Raw genomic sequence first — 264 nt, 5'->3', positions numbered from 1 at the left:
CGCAATTGATAAAGCTGGTTACGATGCCACAGAAATTCAGGCTTCTATTCCTGACCAGACAGAGCAGCTTGAGAAAAAAGATCAGGAACGTGCTGAACTTAAACGTGATTTGATTCTCGCCTCCCTGTTGGCTTTACCTGTATTTATTCTGGAAATGGGATCTCACCTTATCCCTGGTGTACATCAACTGATTGATCAAACTATTGGGATGCAGAATAGCTGGTATTTACAATTCATACTGACCACACTGGTTTTGGTTATTCC

General features: G+C 41.7%; 1 pseudogene. It reads left to right on the top strand.

The window, feature by feature from the left end:
- Positions 1-264 (top strand): annotated as a pseudogene (locus FN960_RS24250) (hypothetical protein); the annotation flags it as partial.

This window comes from Alkalicoccobacillus porphyridii (assembly GCF_007293315.1).
GTDB lineage: Bacteria > Bacillota > Bacilli > Bacillales > Bacillaceae_D > Alkalicoccobacillus > Alkalicoccobacillus porphyridii.
This window is presented reverse-complemented; position numbering and strand designations above follow the sequence as displayed.